Genomic DNA, 17,129 nt, shown 5'->3' on the forward strand with positions numbered 1-17,129 from the left:
AATTGCGACGGAGAGAGCCTAAGCTATGCCGATCCAGCTACCGCTACGTTGAGGAAAGCGTTGGTAAAAACTTGCTCAATCGGCATAGTTCGACGGTCGGCATAAACCTGCAAGCTCAACGGTGTCGAGCCGCTCGGCTATCTTGCTGATGTCCTCACCAGGATCGTCAACGACCATCCCAACAGCCAGATCGATGATCTGCTGCCATGGGCCTACATCCGGGCTCCTGAGCTCGAAGCCGTGGCCTGAGAACAGCGCTTACCTTTCAACCCTTCAGCGCCGTGAAGAAGCAGCCGTCCCTTGCCTACGGCGCGTGCCGCGTCATGGAGCTTGATCCGGTCGTTGGCAAAGGCCTGCAGCAGACCCTGACTCACCAAGTGGCGAAGGGTCCGGTTGAAGACGGCCTGCTCGGGACCTCCCGCTGCTGCAACATAGGACCGTACTTCCTCGCGCCTCAGGGGCGCATCGCAGAGGCTGAGCAGTTCGGCGACGTCTGCCACTGCCTCGGGCAACCGATCAAAGACCCGGCCGAGAATGAGGTCCTGGGCGATTTCCCTCGTGTGTGCCGATCGTGCAAGGTCTGCGCATAGCCGCTTTAACGAACCATCGTAATCGGATTTTGCGACCGAGATGGCATTCAGAACGAAGAGCGGAAGCCCGCCGGTAAGATCTATCAATCGCTGGCAATCGGCAGCATCGCCCTGGCAGCCTTCATCATGCGCGGCCGCGGCCACTGTATCCGGTGCCCATCCCAGGAGGGCCTCGCGGGCGACGCCCAGAACCGCCTCGAGGGCGGAGACTTCGCCTTCGGGACGTCCCAAGAGCACAAAGCGTATGTCCCTTGCAGACTGGATCACCCCCATCAGATCGTCTGCCGGCAGCTGGTGAACATTGTCGAGGGCAACGGTTACGACCTGGCCCTGGTCAGCCAGGCGGCGGGAAAGGAGCTGGAGGATTTCTCGCCCGGACGCGCCAGGCAGAAAGACCTGTCCAAGGCCTTGACCCTTCTCAAACAGGCGCCCAGCGACTTCACGGGCGACGGCGTTGGCGAGGGCGGCGCCAGGTGTGTCGCCGACGTCGAGATAGACCAGAGTGCCAGAGGCGTGTTGCGCAGACTGCGCCAGCCACGACGTCTTTCCGGCTCCCGAATAGCCAACGATCAGCCTGACCCTCTCTCCCGACAATAGATCGGGTTCGTGCTCTTGGACCCGGTAGGGAGACGGCGGCAGTGGCAGATCCTGCAACTGCAGGACAAGCTGCTCGAAAAGGTGGGGAAGCTCTCCAACTTGGAAGGTGTGATCCAGGTTCTCGTCTTCTCCGGTGGCCGCGAGAGAAACGAGACCTGCCAGCTTCCAGACAAGGGTTTCCGGTGCGAGCGTTGCAAACGGCAGGTCTTCCGCCATCTGGCTGGCGGCTTTTGCCGCCTCCAGGAGCGACGCTGGTGGAGCAGGCAGGATTCGGGCGACTGAATCGGCCGACGGCCAATCGATGCGTACATCGACCGGCCAGTCGGCCGCGGCGAGCTTAGCGGCGAGAGGGCCGTTCGGTGCTGCGTTGCTGACGACCAGGAACGCTGGCTCTCCGTCCCGCTCACCCCGCTCATGAGCGGCGCGCAGTCCTCCAAAGCGCGTTAGGGCTTCCTCGATATCGTTCCAGGCGAGCGGTTCTTTCCGATGCTTCACCTGGACGTAGATGCGCCGCCCCTCAAACTGCACCTCGACATCTTCGTCGCTCTCGACCTGGACACTCTGCACCGACAACGTCGCCGCCGACAGCAGGCACTGCACCGTGTACAGATGCTGAAAAAGGAAGCCGCGATGCACGGCTTCGATCCGAACAAGCTGGGCCGGATCCAGTACATTGGCTGCTCGCCGCGCCGCTTGCGTCAAAATAATCCCTCCGCCTATGCGAGTTCGCCATAGAGCGGCACGGTCAGAGCGTGTGCGTCGACCGCCTTTACGACTGTGGCGGCGAGGGGGAGATTCCTCTTCTCGGCCTCCCACGCCTGCCGAAATCGCTGGACGGTTTCGGTGGCGGTGTCGATGACGAGCTTTTCCGGTAGAAGCGCCTTGGCCGCCATATGCCGAAGCTCATCAGCATCGAGCTCGGCCATCTTCTTTGTTCGAGAGAAATTGAGGGCGGCCGTATCCTCGCCCTCCATGTAAGGAATGGTGGACACCAGGTCGTAGGCCGGCGAGAGCGCAGCCGCTCGCCGGTCCGGATAGATCAGCGACCAGTTCTTGAGGTGCATGTCGCCATTGCCGATCAGCGCGCTGAACACGAGGCGGCGGATAAACTCGGCGGCGCCGGCATCCCCCGCCTCGGTGCCAATCACGCGTGCGATATTGGCGTAACTCGCGCGCTTGTACTTGTCGTCCGGAAAGACTCCGAAAAACGGCGCCATCAACGGTGCGGTCAAAACGGCTGACAGCGAGCGCTTGTCCCTGTAACTCGCCAATGCCTTCGGGAATGCCGGCTATCGAATCGAGGGCCACCAGGTTGATGACCGGCACCTCCATGCCGATCATGCCGGCGATCGTCATCATCGAGAATTCGTTCTCCGGAACGCCGGAAAATTGCTGAGACGGAAGCTTCACGATCCAGGATCCGCCGACGCCCTCAGCGGGAATAGTCAGGCCGCCGCCCTTGCCGGCGTTCTGCAGCGCGGAGAACTTGAGCTGCACGCCGGCAAGCGAAAAGCGCAAGGCGTTGGGTCTGGCGTTCTCCGGCAAATCCTCGTCGGCACCGGGCGGAAGGGCTTCACCGGCTGCCGGATGGATCGACAGTGCCCCCGGGAGGTCGAGACCGAGGACCCAGAGCAGGAAGAATTCGCGCTGCTGATTGACCCCGGCCCGCTCAGCGAGATAGCGCCGCAGGCCGCCCTCGGGTAGCAGGTTCGAGAAAAACGGCGGCACGACCCGCTGCGTCGGGCGAATGTTGGTAATGAGGCCACCCAGATTGTCCTTGAACGACAAGCTGAGGGTCGGCCGGTCGGGGTTTTCGACATAGTCTTCGTTGAAGGCAAAGATCGTCCGATCGCCCTGCAAGTGAGTTAGCGTGCCGATGGGCTCGTCGTAGAGCCGCACGTCGAGAACCGCGACGTCAGGCATCGCCATCTCCATCGTCGAGTGAGTAGGCCGGCTTCGGTTCGATGCTCACGCCATGGGCGATGGAATTGCGCAGCCGCTGCAGGTTTTGCGCGATGTCGCGGACAATGGGTGCCGCCTGTGAGCTCGCCTGATAGCGCTCCAGCCGCGCGATCAGTTCGCGCACGACCTGCATCTCCTGATCGCTGAGATTCACCCGCCGCAGGAAACGCAGTGTATCCTCGATGCGATCGAGCTCGGCCGAGCTCCCGTAGAGCTGCTTCATTTTCTTGACCAGCCGTTCGGCGCGGGCGAAGCGCTTGTCGTTTGGCTGACCGGCATGAATGTGCATGTCGGGCGTTGCCTGGGCCTTGACCAGGCCGAGCACCGCGGGCACGAGTTTCTTCGGCACGAGCATGAGCTCGAGATCGAGCGCCCGGGTCATGTCGATGAAGCTCGACAGCCCTGGCTCCATCTTGCCGCTCTCGATTTGGGAGATGTGGCTTTGCGTTAGTCCGGCCCGCTCGCTGAGAGCGCGCTGGCTAACGCCGGAGGCCTCGCGGATCTCGCGAGTTTGCGCAATCAGGCTCTCGCTCTGATAGGACACGATATAGAATCCTCGATCAAACAGATCGGATGATAAGGATACCGTATCTACGAGTCAACCAACCTGATATAGAATAGTAATCAGCGTCGGTTTTTGATGTAGGGAACTGCATCAGCCAGCAGATCGCTTTTGTCCGAAACATGCGACAAACTTCGGACGTCGGCCGTGCCCACTAGATTATGCCCCACGCTCGATAGCGCCCTCTCCCTGTCATCTCGCGCACGCCGAGTTCGCCGATGAGATTGAGTGGGCCCCGCTGCGTCACCTTGGCGGTCTTCGCGATCATCGGCGCCGACACGATCGGTCGGGACAGGACGAGCTCGATGGTCGCCGGCAGGCTGCTCGACGAGCGGCGGCCGTTCAGGCGACGGGTCATTTGCTCGCGAGCCTGTGCCAGCCGGGCAATCTCCTTCATGCCGCTCTCGGCCGACGCTGACATCGCATCGACAGAGGCGAGCAGACGGGTCAAACGGTTCGGGGACCGGCGCCGCTCCCTTGGCACGACTTTCAGCCCGACATTGAAGCCGAACAGATGCGAGGCGACCTTCCCTCGTGCGCGGAGATAGGCGCTGACCAGCTGGCTTCCGAGCCAATGCTGCCGTTGCATCGGCTCGAGCGATTCCCAGGCATCCCAGATCAGCGCCGCGCCGAGCGTCGGGGGAAGATCGTCGCACTGCCGCAAAAACCCGCTTCCATTGAGTCAGGCGATCCTCCTCGTCCCAGTCGGGATCTCGAACGACGAGATCGCCGACGACGAGGACGGGCCGGCCGCTCTTGCCGTCGGACATCCGATCAAGGAGGCGTTGCGACTGCTCAAGGAGCGCATCGACGTTGGCAAGTTCCTGAGCAAGCGGATCGTCTTCACTCATGAGGTCGATATCTGACGTCTCGTCGACCGGTGTCGCCCCCTCCCCTGCCCCGGCCTCCTGCTCATGATCCCCATGGCCGGTGAGCGCGCCGATCCCCCGCGTCGCTTACGGCCCAACCGGCCTTCTCTCCCGCGAGCCACCGTCGAGCACGGAGAATTCGATGGGCGATCGTCAATTCATGCGTCGGCGTTCGCACATCCATGTGCGCGTCGTGGAGAGCCAGGTCCTCGACATGGACAAGTTCGCCCCCAACCCACATGCTCGCCGCGGCATCGAAGAAGTGGCCACGCTCGACGAAGCCTTCGCCCACCGGACTGCGGCGGACCTGCTCGTCCAATCGGGCGAGCTGATCCTCCGCTGTCGCTTTCACTTCCCGACTTCAATAGCGGCTACGATAGGCGCGATTTTTCGCTAACGATTTCACTGGCCGCTCGATTGCATATCGATTAAACACGCGAGAACTGGTTTACGCATTCCGTCGCCATCAGGAGTGAGGGCGCATGGGCCACCACAGTTGCTGCTGGACATTCAACGATGGTGGTTGACTCCCGAGGGTTCCAGCCGGGCGCGCTGCCGGTCAATGGCCGGGCCGCGCATCGACACACGGCATAGCCGATGAACACTCGGCCGACGTCGAGGTCAGGTCGGCAGCCCAAGGCTTGTCGCAGATCATGTCGCGGTATTTCTACTAGTTGCGACAATGACATGGGATACGAAAACGGCCGGAAACCTAGCGTCAACTGCTCTGTCGCGGGTTTTAGGAATTTTGCGACAGATAGTCCGCTATGCGGAACAAAGCGGCCGTTGGACCTCTGGAAGTTCCGGCTATCGCCCGACGACAAACGCTGAAAAGTCGAAGGTATTCACATAATCGCGGAATGCGACCTGAGCCTTGGACTGGTTCTTCAGGTTGGGGAAGATCAGCATCATTTCATAGGGTGGAATTTCCCAGCCCGGTAGCAGTTCCACGAGGCGGCCGACCGCAACGGACGGCTGGCACACATAAGCGGGAAGGAGTGCGACCCCGCCGCCCGCGATGCAGGATTGCAGCAGAAACCCCATAGAATCCGAAGTCGCGGCCGCAGGCGGCCGCATGACGATCGGTGTGTCGTCTGACGAGAACACCCATTCGGGCTGCGCATCATGCACCAGGCAGCGGTGATGTAGAAGATCGGTCGGTTCCCGAAGAGGACTGCCAGCCGCCAGATAGGCTGGGGCGGCGACGAGAACCCGTTTGATCGACGAGACACGCCGCACGATCAGGTCCTGACCTGTGGTCGTGCCAACGCGAAAAGCGAAATCAACCCGCTCGCGGATGATGTCGAGATGTCGGTTCGTGGCGATCAGCTCGACCGCGATCCGGGGAAACTGTGTGGTAAATCCGTGTAGGAAGGTCGACATGAAATAGGTGGCTGTCACCTCTGGGCAGGTGATCTTCAGCGTCCCGATAGGCTGTTCCTTCAGATTGGTCATCGCCATGTTCGCGGCCGAGACCTCTGCGCGAACACGGCGGCAGTATTCGAGATAGATTTGGCCGCTGCCGGTGAGGCTTACGTGCCGGGTGGAACGGTTGAGGAGGCGCAGTCCCAGACGTGCCTCAAGCTGAGCGATGCGCTGGCTGACCGTGGATTTGGGCATCCCGATCCGCCCCCCGGCACGGGTAAAGCTGCCCGTTTCGGCGACTTCGGCCAAAAGGATCATGTCGTTCACGCTGTCCAAAGCCCCGCATCCTCTTTCGTGTCGTTGCTCATTGTACAACAACACGGACAAATTTTCCGTATAACCGGAATTGTTGGAACGTTCTCGGCCCGGTAGCCTCGGCGCACGAAGAAGGGAACGCGAAAATGTCGATCAGTCAGACGGCCCCCAAGGCGGACAGGGTGGGCATCGCCGTTGCGGCGATGGTTTTCACTGACCTGACGCTTTCCATCGCGGATGCGATCATTAAGGTCACGATCTCGGACATGCCGCTGTCGCAGTTCATTTTCCTGCGGTCCTGCGTCACGCTGCCGTTGTTGATCTCGATCCTGAAATGGCGCCTTCCGCAGGTATCGTTGCGCCCAGCCCATCTTGCCTGGGTCATCGTGCGAAGCAGTCTGCTTCTATCGAGCCTGCTGATCTATTACGCTTCGCTACCGTGCCTCGACTTCTCGATGGCGGCGGCGGTCTATTACACGATCCCGCTGTTCATCACCCTTTTTGCGGCCTTCGGGATAAGGGAGCCTGTCGGTGTGCAAGGTTGGGTCGGAGTCGCCCTCGGCTTCGTCGGTGTGCTGCTAATGCTGAAGCCGCAGGCCGGCGATCTTAGCATCCATGCCGTGATGCCGCTGGTTTCCGCGATTCTCTACGCTCTGGCGATGGTGCTGACGCGCACCAAGAGTCGCGGCGAAAACCCCTTCGTTCTGGCGCTGATCTTCAACCTGTTAGCGATCGTTCTGGGAGGTGGCGCGAGCCTGGCGACCGTGATGGCAGGGATCGAGAGCGGGCAAAGCCTGTTCATGGGCGAGTGGGTCGCGATGGGCTGGACCCAATGGGGGCTGATCGGGCTTTTGAGCATGACGATGCTGATCGGCAGTGTGGGCACGGCCATCGCCTACCAGTTGGGACCATCCTCGATCATCTCGACCTGGGACTTTTCTTATCTGGCCTTCGCAGTGCTATGGGGCGTAGTGCTGTTCTCGGAACGTCTGGATGCGGCTTCCATGCTCGGTATCGTTCTCATCGCGCTGGCCGGGATTATCGTCATCCGGCGTTAGCGGCGATATATTGGAGCACCGAGGGCGGATGACGGCTTCAGGCTCTTTGCGACTGTCGCAAAACTTCTTGACCTTCGCACGCTGCAAAAGTCTGCGACGACTTTGGTGCCTTTCGGAATCTTCCCGGCTTGGACAGTACGGGGTCAGAACAAGATTTGTGCAAAATTGTACGCTAAGAAAAATCGCTCATGTTTTCCGTGGTTTATCATGCACGACGAGTATCAGCTTTTAGGCGGACAAAGCGACGTATGCCGCCATTTAGGCATGGGTGGCGGTTCTCGAAATGATTTTCCCGGCTAAACGTACGATTTCGTACAAATCTTGTTCTGACCCCGACCTGCATGGCCACGCACAGACGCATCGGCGCAGCGAATCTTCTGCCTGTACGAGGAGCGGAGTTTGACAATGAATAGACGTCAGCGGAAGCCTGCAATCCCGCAGGCCCGGATGTCATGCCATTCTTGTGGCGGACGCCGTGATCACGTCTGAACACGCAGCGTGTGTCGCCGCCCGTTCACCCTCATTTACGCGAACAACTCCTTGTAACCGGTCGTCATCATCCAGTTCGCCCGATCGAGATGGCTTCTCGCGGCTTTCCGCGCGCGCACCGGCTCTTCCGCCGGATCGATGCCGAGGATGACCTGCGCCATCTCCTCATAACTGGCATCGTCAGCAGAGGCGTCCAGGAACCTCAAGTAGGTCTTGAAGTGCTCCTTGTCGTAGGCGGTCAGGCTGTCCGACCAGGGGACTTCATCTTTAAGACCTGGTTCAACGTCTGTGTATTTCATCACGATATCGGGCTCCGGAAACAACTGGTCGAAGATTTCGCTTCGATAGGCTACCCGAACCCGAGGGGAATATCGTCTCAAGACGACATTCCGATCATGGTCTGCAAGTGCCTGCCGAAGCGATGAGCGCTCCTTTTGGCGATGCAACTCCAGGTTAGGGATGAATTGCAAAAAGCTCAAGACTGTTCGGCTCGCCGTCGATTCTGGCCGACTGCTCGGCCATCAATTTCACATAATTTCACATTCCAAACAGACGAAAGTCGGCCCAGAGCTTAGGGTCCGGACCGATAAAAGGGTTCCTCTGACGGCGGGATTGTGAGTGGCAGGGTCATCAATTGGCCGAACTTTGGACGTGAAACATTGTCACCGGTCAGGCGCAGGCATTGCCATGAGGTCGCCTGGTTGCTGGCTACGACTGGTCGGTTAATCGCCGCTTCGATCGCGCGCACGGCGAGAGCCGCTCGCAACGCAGTACACGACACAAACAGCGCCTCAGATTGGTGTGCCATTACCTGCGGGGCCATGAGAATGCAAAGTCAATTATTTCAGAGGTTTAATACTTAATTTGAGACTGTATACTTAATTTGAGAATTCGAGGCGACATATTTGCACTTAATGTGAGAATCAGGACTCACCACGTTGATCTCCGTGTTGTGAGGCAAATGACCTAACCGTATGAGGTGGACCAGCAGTGCTGGGACGAGGCCTGCCGACGCGCGGACGCTATCCGCGATTTCCTGCGCCAGCAGCCTGATGGCTCAACGATTGGTGATGTCGCGAGGCTCGCGGCAGAACTCGGGTTGAGCCGAGCAACGATCTACCGACTAATCAAGGTATTCCGGAAAGGCGGGACCGTCACATCGCTTCTGGATCGCACGCGCGGGCGGCCGAAAGGATCTCGGACCCTCGACGAAAAGCGGCAAGAGATCATCCGCTCCACGATCGCGACTGCGGGGCTCAAGTCGCCGAACTGGCGCACGATCAAAGCACGCGTTGAGGACGTCGACCTCGAGACGCGCGCCAAGCGGAGGGGCGAGAAGAAGATTGTAAAGGCGACGATAGCTACGCCCGGTGAGTATTCCGCTTCACGACCATTGGAGATTGTCCAGATCGACCACACGAAGGCCGATGTGTTCGTCGTCGATGAGGAGACGCGAACGCCGATCGGCCGCCCGTGGCTGACGCTGGCATTGGACGTTTGCAGCCGCATGGTGCCTGGATTTTACCTGGCGACAGAGGCGCCGTCTCGGCTGTCAACCAGTCTCTGCCTGCTGCATTCCGTGTTCGACAAGTCGGCCTGGCTGAGGGAGCGCGACATAAACGAACCCTGGCCGCCGGCACACCGGAAACGCTGCACGTAGACAATGGCCCCGACTTCCGCAGCCGCCTCTTTGAGCGGGGATGCCAGGATGCCGGGATCAAGATAGTCTGGCGACCAGCGGGCGAGCCGCACTATGGCGGCCATATCGAGCGGTTAATCGGAACGCAGATGGGGGCGCTGCACCTCATGCCCGGCACGACGTTCAGCAACGCGGAGGAACTCGGCGACTATGATCCCAAGCGCCACGCCTCCCTGACGTTGCGGGAGCTTGAGCGCTACATCGCGCTCGAAGTCGTTGGCTCCTGCCATCAATCGATCCACAGCGGCCTCGGCCGACCGCCGATTGCCGTGTGGAGAGAGGACGAGGGTGAGATCCCGCTCCGACTGCCGCAGGACCGGATGCGCTTCTGGCTGACATTTTTGCCCGAGGAAGAACGCACGTTGCGGCCGGACGGCATTCACCTGTTCGGCTTGCGGTACTGGTCCCCTGCGCTAAGCGCGGATGTCGGACGGTCAAAGCGCCGGCTCCTCGTCAAGTATGATCCGCGCGACATGTCACGCGTTTTCGTTCGGCGGCCATCCGGCAACTTCGTGGAGGCCCGTTACGCTGATGTGACCTTGCCATCGGTAACTCTTCGGGAGGCGCAGACCGCTCGGCGCACCTTGCTGGAGAAAGGACGGCGAGAGGTCGATATGCGCTCGATCATCCGCACCGCTATGGCGCAGCGTGAACTGGTCGAGGTCGCAGCGAAGAAAACGGCCGCGGCACGACACGCGAAAGCACGCGGCTCGAAATCCAAAGTGGATGACGGCGGTTGGGGCTCGCTTCGCGGCGTCGATTCGAGCAAACCCGTACCCTTTGTCGAGGATGCGAATTGAGCGAATGAATGATGAGACCTCCCATCTGACACCCGCCGCTGCGGCGCTCCTTGCCGAAAGCGACGAGCGACGCATCCGCGCGATACGATCGCGACGATGGGTGCTCTACCCGCGAGCGAAGCAGGCTCCTCGATCGGCTGAGCCGCTTGTTGGATCATCCGCGCGGCACGCGAATGCCTTCGGTCGCCATCTACGGTGACAGCGGCATGGGCAAGACCATGATCATGAAGCGGTTTCGGGACGAACATCCGCCGCGGTTCAATCCCGTGACCGGAACATTGAGGACGCCGGTCCTTGCTATGGAAATGACCAGCCGGCCCGGGGAACGACGATTCTACGCCGAACTGCTTACTCTGCTCGGCGCACCGCAGCGCCCGCGCGCCGACATCGCCCAGATGGAGCAGGCGGCGTTGCGGATCATGGAGGCGGATCGGCGTGCAGGTGCTGGTCATCGACGAGGTCCACAACATCCTCGCCGGCGCCTACCGCGAGCAACGGATCGTGCTGAACACGCTGCGCTTCCTCAGCAACCGTCTGCAGATCTCGCTCGTCTGCTTCGGCGTCAACGAAGCGCGCGAGGCGATCAGCGGCGATGTCCAGCTGGCGCGCCGGTTCGAGCAGCTCACCTTGAACCGATGGGCGGCCAACGAACAGTTCGAAGCCCTTGTCGCATCGATCCTGCGCAACACGCCGCTGCGCAATCCGTCGGTGCTCACTGCGAAATCCCTGCGCCGGATGCTCCAGATCACCGAGGGCATCACGGCCAACATTTTCCACATGATCAACGGTCTTGCCGTCGAGGCCGTCGAAAGTGGACGCGAGCAGATCACAAACGAGGCGATCGAGAATTGGGAGCCCGAGTTCGACAGCGAAGCGGCATTCGCATGATGCCGGATGTCGAGCCACAACGGCAGTTACCAATCATACTGCCACCCGTCCCCGATGAGCTGTTGTCTTCCTGGATCAGTCGGCATGCGGCATTCTATGGCGTCCCGCCGCTCATCATGCTCCGGCATTGTTTGCCGAAAGCCTCTTCACTGCGCGCCGCGGATCTCTATCTGGCCGACGGTCAGCTTCGCCATCTCGCGAAACCTTTCGCCACAGAGCCGCACACCTTGCGCCGGATGACCTTTAGCAATGTCGCGCATACATCACGCCGGCTGATCGCCGCCAAGCCGGCGCATACCTGCCCGAACTGCATCTCCAGCGACAGCGACCCGAAGCCGACCCTGCGAAGCCAACTGCTGGGATGGCGCATCATATGCCCGTTGTGCGGGGGCCCGCTTCACGACAGCGACGAACACGAAATCCCCTCCCCTTTCTGCAACTATCGGAGTGCCGCTCTCCATGGCGAACGACTGATCGATGACGAGGCGGAGCAAGGCGTTCGGGCCTGGGCATCGCCGCTTGACATCGTGCGGCTCCTCCTGATGCGGCGTGATCCGAAGACCCTTGGACCGGAGAAGCGGATTGGTGGCGCTAGGATGCTTGGCATCATCGTGCCTGAATTCGACGCTGCCGCCGTGGAATGGGGGAAGCCGCTTCCTTCCGCGGCTAACCCGATCCTGCCCCTTAACCTGCGCCCAGGATTGCTGGCCGGCGTCGCCATCGTCGAGCGCGCCGGGCCTGCGATGCTCGAGATGCTTCACGCCCGTACGATAGGTGAAAACCGCACCCGCTTCGGCATTGTCGTTGACTATCTTCTTGCCCAAAACCCGTTGCCGTCCGGTTCACAGCAGTTGTGGTTAATTTGAGACTCAGAGCTCGGTCATTCTCGCAATTAAGCGCAGCGTCCCGTCTAAGTCTAAACAGGCGCATTCTTACATTTAAGTGCAGTGCGACAGCGTACTCATCGTCTGGACGGACATCATCTTCCCGAACGGTTCCAACCTCCGGATCGGCGGTATGGCAGGCACTGATACTCAAGGCTTTAGCGGCTTCCGGGACAAAGTCGACCGGAAGTGGCTTCAGACCTTCGGTTCGGCCATCCTCATCGCGGTGATCGGCACGAGCATGGACACATGGACATGGCAATTCCGCAGAGCTCCACACTCGCGACGCAAGACACGGCCTCGGATGCCACAAGACGGAATTTCGCGGAGACATTCGGGCGTGTGGTCGATCGAACCATTCAGAGAAACATGGACGTGCAGCCGACGCTCGAGATCCGCCCTGGCTACAATTCAATGTGGTCGTCGATCAGGACATCTTGTTTCCGGGCACCTACAAAGGTTGACGGGAGGATGGTGTACGGGTGGATCGAGGTTTACCTACCGCTGAGTGACCCCAGCAGTAGCTGATCCATGGGAGCGTCTCAGGCTCTTCGGGCCGAAGCGGGCGCTGCAATTCCTTGTGATCTGTATGAGACGGGCATTCTCGAGGTCGCGCATCAGACAATCGCCTTCAGCGCGTCCGCATTGAAGCTCCTCCGATTGGGAGAGCCCAAAATTGCCTCCAGCGGCCGCCGGGAGGCTGTCACCCATCGTCATGATCCCGACATCTTGCGTCCGATTCGTCGGGTCAGCGACAAACAACATCTGAAGGAAGGCACAATATTCCCCATAAGGTCCGTCAGCCAAATGGCACACTTCTTGATGCAGTTGGTGTGTTGATAGAGTCGATGTGAGACGAGCTGCACACGGATGTGACACCGCAGAAAGAACGTGCCAACCAGCGGAGCGCTAGATGACCAAAGTACCTCAGCACCCAAGCCGACCTTCTTCCACGGCCGATGCCAACGACAGAACCCGCACCCTTTCGCGCGAAGAGATTAGCCACCATGGCCAGCTCCTCGCAGACCTCGGTATTTGTCAAATAGAGAATTTCCTTCTCCCTCAGACGCTAGCGGAGTGTGTCGAATTGCTCACCACGACCAAAGGAGAAGCGTACCGCAAAGAAACAAGATCAACTATATACTTGACCCCTCCAGACGAGGAGTCTGCACCCGATCATCCGCTACGCGCCACCGTGTACAACCGAGTAGGCACCCTCGCTGCGGATCAACTTCCCTCGCGATTCCCACTGTCCTCTCTATATAGATCCAAACGTTTCGTCGACCTTATAAGCGCAATAGCTGGTACGGATTTACACTTTCTCGCCGATAAGCTTGGCTCGGTAAATGCCTTGATATTCAACAGTGGCGATGAACTCGGCTGGCATTATGATGAGCCGAACTACTCGGTGACCCTCCTACTCCAACAGTCCGAGTCAGGAGGGGAATTTGAATATATTCCACTCTCTTTACTCCCGAATAAATACGATTACGCGCGCGTTGGCGAATATCTTTCCATGCACAACTCGTACTCTAATGTGGCTCGCGTGTCCCCTGGCACTCTCGTAATAATTCGCGGCAATAAGTTGCTGCACCGAGTCACGCAAGTGACCGGAGAGACACCGCGATTAATTGGTATACTCAGCTTCTCCGAACGCCATGACACAGTACTCACGGACTACGATCGCCAGCTCTTCTACGGGAGATCATTATAATGCCCCCCTCTGATGTTTATTCGCGTTTGTCCTGGCGTAAGGTGCGGGGCAGCTCGATTAATCCCTTTGATCCAGAAGCCCTGAAGACTTGTCTTCTCGGCAGGCCACGCAGCGTTCCGCCTGCATACATCTACGATGAAGTCGGCGGGCGCCTGTTCGAACAACAGTGCGAACAACAAGAATATTATTTATTTCGAGCGGAGTACGAGCTCCTCGTCAGCTATGCGGCCGAAATAGCCCAGTTGCAGAACGCTGACACTATCGTCGAGCTTGGCGCCGGCAACTGCCGCAAAAGTGAAGTCGTCATTCGGGCACTGGCCGGGCGAAAGACATCGATTAAGTACGCAGCGATTGATATCGACGCCGCGGCGCTAGAGCGCGCGCTTCCCGCGCTCACGCGATCAATTCCGAACGTTCACGCGGTGGGTATAATTGGGTCGTTCCTCGACGAAAAAACCTATGAAATGGCGGATGGCCGAAAGCGGGCTTTCGCACTTCTTGGTAGTACAATCGGCAACATGAGCATCAATGAGCGTCAAGACCTTATCAGGACCGTCGGTCGGTCGATTGCAGACCGCGAAGTGTTCCTTGTCGGCGCAGACCTCGCCAAGTCGGCGGAAACATTTCACGCTGCCTATAACGATAAGGCCGGATTTGGTGCAGCGTCCTCTCTGAACGCGCTAAATCACTTGAACGCCCGTTTTGGCTCTAATTTTAATACGGACAATTTCGTGTACGAGGCAGAATTCAATACTGACACCAATGAGGTGCTGGTTCACCTGCGTAGCACAATCAATCAGACAGTTAACATTCCAGCTCTAGGGCTAGTGCTCGAATTGGAGCGGGATGAACGGATTTTTCTCGAACGTATGAAGAAATTCAAAGAAGAGGAAATCGCAAGAGAGTTTAAGGATGCTGAGTTTTTGTTGTTGAAGAAATGGGTTCATCCAGAATTCCGATATGGATTGTTCGCCTTCGCTAAGTGAATGTGCAATATTGTTCGTTGAATAGGAAGATAGAAATGGCTCCGACAGAAGAAATAATTGTCAGCAAATTCCTCGAGCCGCCATCTCGCTTTGTAGCACATCGGTTCTCTCGCGACATCAAAGACGAGGTGAGGGCGCTGACGACTGACAACTGGCATGGCATTTTTTTCTTAGGCAAGGATCTGGTTATCATTTTGGCATTCGCTGCATTGCCAGTACTTCTTTCATGGTGGTTAACGCCCGTTTCCATAATTGTCATCGCCTCCCGCCAGCGCGCCATTTCCACACTTGTGCACGACGCCTCTCACTGGGTTTTTGCCCGCAACAAACTTCTCAACGAAGCTGCAGGCTATGTTATGTCGTGGATGGTTATGCAGTTTTTTACTTCTTACCGCAAATCGCACGTCCGGTTTCATCATCCCTATTTAGGACGCTTGGATAAGGATCCCGATCTGGCCTTCTTCGCCCAAGAGGGCATTTTCCGTCCACGGTCCGATCGTGATTTCTTCCTGCAAGTTGTTCTGCTACCGATGTTAGGGGCAGGTAATTGGCGATACATTCGCTATCTGGTCGCAAATCGCGTGGGCGCCGTGAAAGCAGCCCTGACGCGCGGATCCGGAATGTCCTTTGTTGAGCGGAGCTCCACACTACGGGAGCTACTAGGATTTTTGGCCTTTTGGTCCGCCCTGCTCGGCGCAATGGCGTTTTTAGGCCTCCTGCCGCTCTTTCTTTTATTTTGGATCATACCGTTCGTAACTGCACTGCCCGTGATAGGATGGTTCATTGAGCTATCTGAGCACACCACGTCCACAGAGGGCCGCACCCTCGACGTCCATATGACCCGGAATCGTCGAAGCCGCCACATAGAGAAATGGCTGTTCGGCATCAACAACGATCACTACCACTTGGATCATCATCTCGACGCAAGAACGCCCTGTTGGCTCCTGCGAAAAGCGCATTTGGCACGGCTCAAAGATCCCATTTATCGCTCTCACTGCGAAGAGACTGGTGGCCTGTTTCAACGAGGGGCGGATGGCAGCTCGTCGATAGTTCAGCTTCTTTTACAGCAGAACCGAGCGAGGTTCGAAAGGGGAGAGCAGAACGATGCAAAACACTGAGTCGGAGCGTGCCTTGAATGCGCTAATCCGAACCAATTTCGATCAATGGCTGGAGCTAGGCGGAGGCGCCGACCATGATCTAAGTGGCAGCGGGGTGGTCGACGAAGCGTTTGATCTCGTGAACCTTCAAATGGGATCGGGTGAAGTTATCTACGGCATGCCCTTCGGAAAGTACAATGACACCGTTGGTTCTATTGCCCTCCGTCGGCGTATTGGGCAGCTTCTTCAGTGCAAGGAGGATGAGGTCCTAATTACCTATGGCGCGACAGAGGCCCTTGGGTTGTACTTTCTCACAGGCCTGCAACGTCGGCGGAAGGTTGTGGTCGTAACGCCGACATTCCACACACTGGTGGATATTCCGACGTTCCTCGGATTTGAGGTTCTTCGGGTCGGTATGGACGTTTGCTGTCCGAGCGGGCTGGATCTGGAGCAAATCGAAAGGTACGTTGGAAGTGACACGCTGTGCATTGTGGTAACCATTCCCAATAATCCAACTGGATTCGCACTCGGTGAGCACGATGTTCTTGGGTTAATCGATATCGCAAGTAAGCAGGGCTGCGACATCCTAGTTGATGAGACGTACCGTTTTATCGACTGGGAGGGAAAGTGTCGGCGAGCTTTGGACATGTTGGCTAGCTACGAATTGACGCTCGGTGCTGGTTCCCTCTGCAAAACTTATGGCGCTCCCGGCCTCCGCATCGGCTGGCTCAGAGGACGACGTGACGTGATCTCTGCCGCTCATGAGACCAAAAATCTGTTTACATTCTCGGTGCCGCCCGTTCTCGACGCAATGGCACTGCATATTCTCAGCAAACACGAAAACATAATTAGTCTATGGAAGGACAAAGTGATTGAAAATTTTGAGATTTTCTCCGAGTGGGCGTATCGCTCCGCCAGTTGCGAGACTATGACGACGCCCGACGGTGGGGTGACGGTCTTTCCAAAGCTTGCCCCAATGGATGGACGTATCGCCGAGCATTTGCTCTTGGCGGAGCGGATTCTAGTTACGCCCGGTCGGTTCTTTGATCACCCAATGCACGTGAGGATTAATCTAGCCGTGCCGGGAGAGCAGCTGATTAGATGTCTGGAGAGCATTGATATCGTCCATCGATCGGGTCCCTAGGCTAGTACCTGCTAAGCGACTTTGGACAACTAGATGGGATCTACACGATGTTCCCGCGTTCGGGGCGGCGAGGAAACGCTTTGATGGCCCGTTAAAGGTCGAGAACGGAG

General features: G+C 58.4%; 12 protein-coding genes and 6 pseudogenes. 11 read left to right on the top strand and 7 right to left on the bottom strand.

Translation table 11 applies throughout. The annotated features are described in order from the left end of the window. Positions 1-105: 105 nt before the first annotated feature. Positions 106-249: pseudogene (locus EOD29_RS24295) on the top strand (transposase domain-containing protein); the annotation flags it as partial. Here the strand turns inward: EOD29_RS24295 and EOD29_RS24300 are convergent. From EOD29_RS24300 to EOD29_RS24320, 5 genes and pseudogenes are all read right to left on the bottom strand, one after another. Then, a complete protein-coding gene (locus EOD29_RS24300) occupies positions 213-1,889 on the bottom strand; it encodes an ATP-binding protein (protein ID WP_127248137.1) in 1,677 nt (558 codons plus the stop codon). The pseudogene EOD29_RS24295 and the gene EOD29_RS24300 sit on opposite strands and share 37 nt — an antisense overlap. Before the next feature lie 14 nt (positions 1,890-1,903). After that, positions 1,904-3,122, bottom strand: a pseudogene (locus EOD29_RS24305) (HipA N-terminal domain-containing protein). Beyond that, complete coding sequence (locus tag EOD29_RS24310) at positions 3,103-3,693, bottom strand: helix-turn-helix transcriptional regulator (protein WP_127248138.1); 591 nt, start codon at positions 3,691-3,693, stop codon at positions 3,103-3,105. Before EOD29_RS24310 ends, EOD29_RS24305 begins: the two are co-directional and overlap by 20 nt. A 172-nt stretch (positions 3,694-3,865) precedes the next feature. After that, positions 3,866-4,932: pseudogene (locus EOD29_RS24315) on the bottom strand (RHE_PE00001 family protein). Between the two features lie 455 nt (positions 4,933-5,387). Next, the gene (locus EOD29_RS24320) at positions 5,388-6,272 is read right to left on the bottom strand and encodes a LysR family transcriptional regulator (RefSeq protein ID WP_245475415.1); all 885 of its coding nucleotides are present in this window, start codon (positions 6,270-6,272) and stop codon (positions 5,388-5,390) included. A gap of 134 nt (positions 6,273-6,406) precedes the next feature. Between EOD29_RS24320 and EOD29_RS24325 the strand changes: the two genes are divergently transcribed. After that, complete coding sequence (locus EOD29_RS24325) at positions 6,407-7,318, top strand: DMT family transporter (RefSeq protein WP_127248140.1); 912 nt, start codon at positions 6,407-6,409, stop codon at positions 7,316-7,318. 524 nt (positions 7,319-7,842) lie between these two features. Here the strand turns inward: EOD29_RS24325 and EOD29_RS24330 are convergent. Both EOD29_RS24330 and EOD29_RS24335 read right to left on the bottom strand, forming a co-directional pair. After that, positions 7,843-8,106, bottom strand: a complete 264-nt coding sequence (locus tag EOD29_RS24330) for a DUF2285 domain-containing protein (RefSeq protein WP_127248170.1) — start codon at positions 8,104-8,106, stop codon at positions 7,843-7,845. A 272-nt stretch (positions 8,107-8,378) separates the two neighbouring features. Next, a pseudogene (locus EOD29_RS24335) lies at positions 8,379-8,606 on the bottom strand (hypothetical protein); the annotation flags it as partial. A 300-nt stretch (positions 8,607-8,906) separates the two neighbouring features. On the opposite strand from EOD29_RS24335, the gene EOD29_RS37235 reads away from it, so the two are divergent. The 9 genes and pseudogenes from EOD29_RS37235 to EOD29_RS24375 all read left to right on the top strand — a co-directional run bounded on the left by EOD29_RS37235 (position 8,907) and on the right by EOD29_RS24375 (position 17,019). Continuing rightward, entirely contained in the window at positions 8,907-9,467 is a 561-nt protein-coding gene (locus tag EOD29_RS37235; RefSeq protein ID WP_348630439.1) for a hypothetical protein, read from the top strand. A 128-nt stretch (positions 9,468-9,595) separates the two neighbouring features. After that, positions 9,596-10,306 carry a Mu transposase C-terminal domain-containing protein gene (locus EOD29_RS37240; RefSeq protein WP_245475405.1) on the top strand — a complete coding sequence of 237 codons (711 nt, stop codon included), beginning with the start codon at positions 9,596-9,598 and terminating at the stop codon, positions 10,304-10,306. Positions 10,307-10,310: 4 nt separating this feature from the next. Then, a pseudogene (locus EOD29_RS38035) lies at positions 10,311-11,194 on the top strand (TniB family NTP-binding protein). Then, complete coding sequence (locus EOD29_RS24350; RefSeq protein WP_245475406.1) at positions 11,191-12,060, top strand: TniQ family protein; 870 nt, start codon at positions 11,191-11,193, stop codon at positions 12,058-12,060. Before EOD29_RS38035 ends, EOD29_RS24350 begins: the two are co-directional and overlap by 4 nt. 91 nt (positions 12,061-12,151) lie before the next feature. After that, positions 12,152-12,542: pseudogene (locus EOD29_RS24355) on the top strand (TrbI/VirB10 family protein); the annotation flags it as partial. Positions 12,543-12,991: 449 nt separating this feature from the next. Next, a complete protein-coding gene (locus EOD29_RS24360; RefSeq protein WP_127248141.1) occupies positions 12,992-13,792 on the top strand; it encodes a hypothetical protein in 801 nt (266 codons plus the stop codon). Next, positions 13,792-14,778, top strand: coding sequence for an L-histidine N(alpha)-methyltransferase (locus tag EOD29_RS24365; RefSeq protein ID WP_127248142.1), 987 nt, complete (start codon positions 13,792-13,794; stop codon positions 14,776-14,778). Before EOD29_RS24360 ends, EOD29_RS24365 begins: the two co-directional genes overlap by 1 nt. Positions 14,779-14,813: 35 nt before the next feature. After that, positions 14,814-15,896: a fatty acid desaturase gene (locus EOD29_RS24370; RefSeq protein WP_127248143.1), complete on the top strand. Its 1,083-nt coding sequence runs from the start codon at positions 14,814-14,816 to the stop codon at positions 15,894-15,896. Continuing rightward, a complete protein-coding gene (locus tag EOD29_RS24375; protein WP_127248144.1) occupies positions 15,883-17,019 on the top strand; it encodes a pyridoxal phosphate-dependent aminotransferase in 1,137 nt (378 codons plus the stop codon). Before EOD29_RS24370 ends, EOD29_RS24375 begins: the two co-directional genes overlap by 14 nt. Positions 17,020-17,129 lie beyond the last annotated feature (110 nt).

It is taken from the genome of Mesorhizobium sp. M1A.T.Ca.IN.004.03.1.1 (assembly GCF_003997555.1).
Lineage (GTDB): Bacteria > Pseudomonadota > Alphaproteobacteria > Rhizobiales > Rhizobiaceae > Mesorhizobium.